The 6902-nt window shown below is 73.6% G+C and carries 7 protein-coding genes; 3 read left to right on the top strand and 4 right to left on the bottom strand.

Annotated features, from left to right (window positions below):
* Positions 1 to 872: nitronate monooxygenase (locus E1200_RS29370; RefSeq protein ID WP_131955334.1), on the bottom strand; the 872-nt coding region annotated here is incomplete at its 3' end.
* 37 nt (positions 873 to 909) lie between these two features.
* On the opposite strand from E1200_RS29370, the gene E1200_RS29365 reads away from it, so the two are divergent.
* Entirely contained in the window at positions 910 to 1815 is a 906-nt protein-coding gene (locus E1200_RS29365; RefSeq protein WP_131955333.1) for a 2-hydroxyacid dehydrogenase, read from the top strand.
* Here the strand turns inward: E1200_RS29365 and E1200_RS29360 are convergent.
* Positions 1812 to 2906, bottom strand: a complete 1095-nt coding sequence (locus E1200_RS29360) for an NAD(P)-dependent alcohol dehydrogenase (protein ID WP_131955332.1) — start codon at positions 2904 to 2906, stop codon at positions 1812 to 1814. The genes E1200_RS29365 and E1200_RS29360 overlap by 4 nt on opposite strands.
* 9 nt (positions 2907 to 2915) lie before the next feature.
* The gene (locus E1200_RS29355) at positions 2916 to 4163 is read right to left on the bottom strand and encodes a cytochrome P450 (RefSeq protein WP_131955331.1); all 1248 of its coding nucleotides are present in this window, start codon (positions 4161 to 4163) and stop codon (positions 2916 to 2918) included.
* A 183-nt stretch (positions 4164 to 4346) separates the two neighbouring features.
* Between E1200_RS29355 and E1200_RS29350 the strand changes: the two genes are divergently transcribed.
* A complete protein-coding gene (locus tag E1200_RS29350) occupies positions 4347 to 5078 on the top strand; it encodes a PaaX family transcriptional regulator C-terminal domain-containing protein (RefSeq protein WP_131955330.1) in 732 nt (243 codons plus the stop codon).
* Between the two features lie 40 nt (positions 5079 to 5118).
* On the opposite strand, the gene E1200_RS29345 is transcribed toward E1200_RS29350, so the two are convergent.
* Positions 5119 to 5787 (bottom strand): lysophospholipid acyltransferase family protein, encoded by a 669-nt coding sequence (locus E1200_RS29345; protein WP_131955329.1) that lies wholly within the window; start codon positions 5785 to 5787, stop codon positions 5119 to 5121.
* A 209-nt stretch (positions 5788 to 5996) separates the two neighbouring features.
* On the opposite strand from E1200_RS29345, the gene E1200_RS29340 reads away from it, so the two are divergent.
* Positions 5997 to 6671 (top strand): response regulator transcription factor, encoded by a 675-nt coding sequence (locus E1200_RS29340; RefSeq protein WP_131955328.1) that lies wholly within the window; start codon positions 5997 to 5999, stop codon positions 6669 to 6671.
* Positions 6672 to 6902: the final 231 nt, after the last annotated feature.

Genomic DNA, 6902 nt, shown 5'->3' with positions numbered 1-6902 from the left:
GTCAGGTAGTGGACGTCGGGGTAGGCGGCTGGGGCGTGTGGGGCGTGGTCGGTTAGGAAGCGGTTGACCAGGGCGCGGGCTGGGCGGCCGCTGAAGGCTCGGGTGAGGGACGTTGCGGTGAAGCTGGGGTCGGCCAGGGCCGCTTTGTGGACGGGGTTCGCGCCGCTTTCCGGGCAGCGGACGAAGGCCGTGCCCATCTGGGCGGCGGTCGCGCCGAGGGTCAGGACCTCGGCTACGTGGGACGCGGTTGCCAGGCCGCCGGCGGCTATGAGGGGCTGACTGGTGAGGGCGCTCACCTCGCGGAGCAGTGTGCGCAGGGGGATGGGCGTCTCGGACGTGTTGGTGAACGAGCCGCGGTGGCCGCCGGCCTCGGAGCCCTGGAGGCAGAGGGCGTCGGCGGCGGATGCCTGGCCGGCCTCGGCGGGGGTGGTGACCGTGACGATGACCGTGGTGCCGCGTTTCTGGAGGGCGCGGATCATCTCCGGGGTCGGGCAGCCGAAGGTGAAGCTCACGAAGGGCGGCGGGTCGGTCAGCAGGTCGGCGATCTTGGCGTCGTAGGCGTCGTCGCGGGCGGACGGGGTGCCCGGGGTGACGCCGAGCCGGGCGGCCTCGGGGGCGAGGCGGTCGCGGTAGGCGGCTACGGCGGACGGGTCGGGTTCCTCCAGGGAGGGCATGAAGACGTTCATCCCGAAGGGGCGGGAGGTGAGCCGCCGCGTGGCGGTGATGTCGGCGCGCATGGCCTCGGTGGTCTTGTAGCCGGCGGCGAGGAAGCCGAGGCCGCCCGCGTCCGAGACGGCGGCGGCCAGTTCCGGGGTCGAGGGGCCGCCCGCCATCGGGGCCTGCACGATCGGGAGTTCCGGCCACCGGCTCATGACCGGCACGATAATCCAGGGAGAGGAAGGGGGCGGCATGCGGGTGCTGCTGCACTACGACATGGACCACGCCGAGCCGGGCCTGGACATCGTGAGCTGCTCGGAGCAGGACGACGAGCGGTTCGCGGAGCTGCTGCCGGACACCGAGGTCCTCTGGCACGTGCTGCGTCCGCTGACGGCCGCCGACATGGACCGGGCGCCGAAGCTGCGGCTGGTGCAGAAGCTCGGCACGGGCGTGAACACGATCGATCTGGCCGCTGCCGAGGAGCGCGGGATCGCCGTGGCGAACATGCCCGGCCAGAACGCGCAGGCGGTGGCGGAGACGAGCCTGCTGCTGATGCTGGCGGTGCTGCGGAGGGTCGTCGCGTTCGACGCGCGGACGCGGGCGGGCCGGGGCTGGCCCGCCGACCGGGCGCTCGTGGGCGGTGAGCTGGCGGGGCGGACGGTCGGGCTGCTCGGCGGCGGCCAGATCGCGGGGCTGCTGCGGGGGATGCTGGAGGCGATCGGGGCGACCGTCCTGTACACGTCCCGGACTCCGCGGGACGACTCGGCGTGGCGGGGGCTGGACGAGCTGCTGCGGGAGAGCGACATCGTGTCGGTGCATGTGCCGCTGACCGAGGAGACCCGGCACATGCTGGACGCGGAGCGGCTGGCGATGCTGCCGGAGGGCACGGTCGTGGTGAACACGGCGCGGGGCGCGGTCATCGACGAGGCCGCTCTGGTGGAGGCGTTGCGGTCGGGGCGGCTGGGCGGTGCGGGGCTGGACGTCTTCGAGGAGGAGCCGGTCGGTGCGGGCAACCCACTGCTCGGCCTGGAGAACGTCGTCGTGCTGCCGCACGTCGCGTGGCTGACCGGGGAGACGTGGAGCCGGTACTTCGCGGTCGCGGCGGAGAACTGCCGCCGCCTCATGCGCGGCGACAGTCTCCTCCACCGCGTCGTCTAGGGGATCAGCACCGGCTTGACGACCTTGCCGGACTGGGTGTCGGCCTCGGCCTGGTTGATCTGGTCGAGCTGGTAGGACGTGATGAGCCGGTCGAACGGGAACCGGCCCTGCCGCCACAGCTCGATCATCTTCGGGATGAACGTCTGCGGGACGGCGTCGCCCTCGATGATGCCCTTGACCGTCCGGCCCATGAGCAGGAGGTTCGCGTCGAGGGTGTACTCGGCCGCGCCGACGCCGACGAGGCCGCACACGCCGGTGGTGCGCAGCGAGGCGACGGCCGTGGCGACCACCTCGGGGACGGCGGTGCTGTCGAACGAGTACTGGACGCCCTCGCCGCCGGAGATCGCGCGGATCTGCCCGGCGATGTCCTCGTCGGCGCCGTTCAGCACGTGGGTGGCGCCGAGCTCGCGGGCGAGGTCGAGCCGCGACTCGTGCAGGTCCACCGCGACGATCGTGGTCGCGCCCGCGACGCGGGCGGCCATCACGGCGGCGAGGCCGACCGCGCCCGCGCCGAAGATCGCGATGCTGTCGCCGGCCCCGACGCCGAGTGAGATCAGCACCGATGCCGCGCCCGTCTGGACGCCGCAGCCGAGCGGGCCGAGCTGCTCCAGCGGGACGTCGCGGCTCACCGGGACGACGTTGTGGACGGTCCCGAGCGCGTGGCTCGCGAACGACGACTGCCCGAACCAGCGGGTGTGCACGGCCTCCCCGCCGGCGGCGGTCGCGCGGGGGTTGCCGTCCAGCGGCGCGGCGAGCATGTTGAGCGCCATCATCTGCGGGCAGGCGCCGGGCACCCCGGCGCGGCAGTTGGTGCACGCCCCGCACGAGTCGAACGACATGACCACGTGGTCGCCCGCGGTGATCCCGGTGACGCCGGGGCCGACCGCCTCGACCACGCCGGAGCCCTCGTGGCCGAGCACGACCGGCTTGCCGACCAGGTCGCCGGGGACGCGCCCGAGCAGGTCGGTGTGGCACATCCCGGCCCCGGCCACGCGCACCAGGACCTCCCCGGGCCCGGGGTCGGCGAGGTCGAGCGACTCGATCGTGTAGGGCCCGTCTGCGGCGCGCAGCACCGCGGCAGTGATCTGCAAGGAGGTTCCTCAATCCAGGGAGTAGCGGATCGGCAGGTGCTTGAGACCGCCGACGAAGGTGGTGGCGATGCTCTCCGGGGCGCCGGCCAGTTCGATCGAGCCGAGCCGGGGCAGCAGCTCCTCGAAGAAAGCGCGGACCTCGATCCGGGCGAGCGCCGCGCCCAGGCAGTAGTGGACGCCGAACCCGAACGCCAGGTGCTTGTTGGGGTCGCGCCCGACGTCGAAGCGGAACGGGTCGTCGAACACGTCCTCGTCGCGGTTCGCGGACGGGTACGACAGCAGCACCGCGTCCCCTTCGCGGATCGTGACGCCGCGGAGCTCGTAGTCGCGGGTGGCGGTCCGCATGAACTCCTTGACGGGGGTGACCCAGCGGATCATCTCGTCCACGGCGAACGGCATCAGCTCGGGCTTCGCGCGGAGCCGGTCGAGCTGGTCCGGGTTCTCGACGAGGGCGTGCAGGCCGCCGGAGATCGTCGCGCTCGTGGTGTCGTGCCCGGCGGTCGCGACGATGACGTAGTACGAGGCCGTGTCGAAGTCGTTCAGCGGTTCGCCGTCGATACGCGCGTTCGCGATGGCGGACGCGAGGTCGTCCGTCGGGTTCTTGCGGCGCGCCTCCGTCAGCTCCTGGAAGTAGGCGAAGAAGTCGAGGAGGACCTGGATCTTCTCCTCGTCGGTCGCACCGCGCTGGAACTCCTCGTCGTCTCCGCCGAACAGCTCCTGGGTGAGCTTCAGCATCCGGTCGAAGTCGCTCTCGGGCAGCCCGAGCAGGGAGAGGATCACGTACAGCGGGAAGTGGACGGCGACCTCCCGCGCGAAGTCGCATTCGCCGCCGAGGTCGACCATCCGGTCGACGTACCGCTTCGCCAGCTCCTTGACGCGCGGCTCCATCGCCCGCATGGCGCGCGGCCGGAACCAGTCGGCGCCGATCGCCCGGATGACGCGGTGGTCCGGGTCGTCCATGTGGATCAGCGTCCGCAGCGCTATGCCCTGCTCGGCCCGCTCCCGGTTGAGCCGGTCGAAGTCCTTCGTCGCGAGCAGCGGCCGGGGGGCGTTGAGGAAGATTTCGTGGTTGCGTTCGATCTCCAGGACGTCCGCGTGCTTGGTGACGGCCCAGAAGGGGTTGTAGTCGGGCGCGTCCACCCAGTGCACCGGGGATTCCCGGCGCAGCAGCGCGAGCGACTCGTGGAAGCGCTGTTCGTCGGCGTAGGACTTCGGGTCGGCGAGGGCGAGGCCCGCCTCGGTCGGGTTCAGCGTCACTGCTGGGTCCTCCGTCACACGATCGTCGCGCGATTGCGGCAACGGACATCATCCAGGAACCTACGGTCCCGAATCTCGTTCGGTCAACGTAACGTTCTCACGCGGACGCGGGTGAACACGAGGCCCCGGCCCGCCCATCTGGGCCGATGGCCCGTACCGGCCCGGATAGGGTCGCCACCAGACATGGACAACCTGGAGATCCGCCCGCTCACCGCGCGTTCGGTCGTCCTGAGCACGCTGCTTGGCGTCCACCCGCCGCGGCTGCCCGCGCGCGTCCTCGTCCGCGTCGGCGACCTGTTCGGCATCGCGGAGGGGACGGTCCGCGTCGCGCTCTCCCGGATGGTCGCCGCGGGCGACGTCGTCCAGTCCGGCGGCGCCTACGCCCTCACCGAGCGCCTCCTCGAACGCCAGGCGCGCCAGGACGAGAGCCGCCTCCTCCCGGCCGTGCCGTGGGACGGCGACTGGGAGATCGCCGTCATCACCGCCGAGCGGCGGCCCGCCGCCGACCGCGCCGAGCTCCGCCGGGCCATGTCCGCGCTCCGCCTCGCCGAGCTGCGCGAGGGCACCTGGCTGCGGCCCGCCAACCTGGCCCGCGCCCGCCCGGACGCCGTCGTCCGGCAGTGCACCTTCCTCACCGGCCGCCCCGAAGGCGACCCCGCCGCCCTCGCCGCCGCCCTCTGGGACCTCGACGGATGGGCGGCCACGGCGCGCGGCCTCGACGCGGCCTTGGCCGGCGCCGCCGCGATGGCCGAGCGGTTCACCCTCGCCGCCGCCGTGCTGCGCCACCTCGTGCTCGACCCGCTGCTGCCGCCGGCCCTGCTCCCGCCCGGCTGGCCGGGCACCGGCCTGCGCGACCGCTACGCGGACTTCGAGTCCGAGTTCGCGCGGTTCCTCAGCGACCACGTGCTGCTGTGAACCCTGCCGTGAGTCCTGCCGTGAGTCCCGCCGGGGAGCGTCACTCCTCCTCGGCGCGGGGGTTGTAGACGCCGGCCCGCTCGCGGTCGGAGAGCTTGCAGATGGCGTCCATGATCTCGTCGGTGATGACGCGGCGGGCCCGGCCGCGGGGCAGGTCGCGGTAGCGGGTGAAGTCCATCGGCTCGCCGATCCGGACGGTCGGGCGGACGCGCAGCCGGGGCCGCCGGCTGCCGAGCGGGATGATGTGGTCGGTGTCGCCGAGCGCGACCGGGACGACCGGCGCGCCGGTGGCCATCGCGAGCCAGGCGACGCCCGTCCGGCCCCGGTAGATGCGGCCGTCCGGGGAGCGGCTGCCCTCCGGGTAGATGGCGACCCCGCCGCCCTCGTGCAGGCACGCGGCGATCTGCTCCAGCGCGCGGACGGCGGCGCGGGTGGGGCCGCGCCGGATCGGGACGTTCCCCAGCGCGAACAGCCCCCACCGGATCGCGCGGCCCGCGCGGCCGGGCAGCTCGAAGTACTCCGCCCGCGCCAGGTAGCAGACGCGGCGGCCGATGACGGGCGACAGCACGAAGCTGTCGACGAACGACAGGTGGTTGCTCGCGAGGATGAACGGGCCGTGCACCGGGATGTTGGCCCGGCCCTCGACCTTCGGGCGCAGCAGCAGCCGGAGCACGGCCCCCGCCGAGAACGAGAAGACGCCGTAGATCACGCGACCTCCAGCGAGTCGGTTGAGGCCGAATCTAGGCAGGCTCCGGGCGGGGCGAATCCGCCATGTGACCAGCCTCCGCGGGCGGGTCCGGCGGTTACTGTGGGGGTACGCCGATGGGCGGCCGCCGCGCCACCGGACCGTTCGTCACGGCGGTCTTCCGCCGGCGGCGGGAGTCCCCGGGCAGGCGATCGTGGAGGGCGTGATCAGCGATGGCGGGCGTGGACGGCGACCTCCCGCGGGCCCCGGGTGAGCGCCCCCCGGTGGAGACCGTGCCGGACGCGATCCGGATCCTGCTGGCCGAGGACGTCGCGCTGCTGCGCGGCGCGCTGACCGGCCTCCTCGGCCTGGAGCCCGACATGGAGGTCGTGGCGGAGGTCGAGACCGGCGACGCGATCGTGCGGGAGGCGCTGCGGCACCGCCCGGACGTGGCGGTGCTCGACGTCGACCTGCCCGGCGTGGACGGCGTGACGGCGGCGGCGGAGCTGCACGAGCGGCTGCCGGAGTGCCGGGTGCTGATCCTCACCGGGCTCGGCCGCCCCGGCGACCTGCGGCGGGCGCTGGACGCGCACGCGGACGGGTTCGTCCTCAAGGACGTGCCGCCCGCGGAGCTGGCCGCGGCGATCCGCCGGGTCGCGGCGGGCGAGCAGGTCGTCGACCCGCAGCTCGCGCTGGTCGCGCTGCGCCAGCCGGAGAGCCCGCTGACGCCGCGGGAGGCGCAGGTCCTGCGGCTCGCGGCCGAGGGCGCGGACGTCGACGACATCGCGCTCGCGCTCAACCTGACGGTCGGGACCGTCCGCAACTACCTGGCGAGCTGCATCAGCAAGCTGAACGCCCGCAACCGGATCGACGCCGTCCGCATCGCCGGGGAGCTCGGCTGGGTGTGAGGGCCGGGCCGGGCCTGACCGGTTGTGGTCGGGCCGGGCGGGTGTGGCCCGGGTGTGAGAAACGCATGGCCGGACCCCCGGGCGATTCACATGCGGATCGGTGTGCGGCGCACTGGCCGGGGCGGACGCCCGGTGACACGCTCCGAGCATGGCAGGGCAGTCGCTGTGCGGGCGGGCGGCCGAGGTCGCCGCGATCGGTCACCTGGTGGAGCGGGCGCGGACGGGGGCGGG

It is taken from the genome of Actinomadura sp. GC306 (genome assembly GCF_004348665.1).
In the GTDB taxonomy this organism is placed as follows: Bacteria; Actinomycetota; Actinomycetes; order Streptosporangiales; family Streptosporangiaceae; genus Spirillospora.
This window is presented reverse-complemented; position numbering and strand designations above follow the sequence as displayed.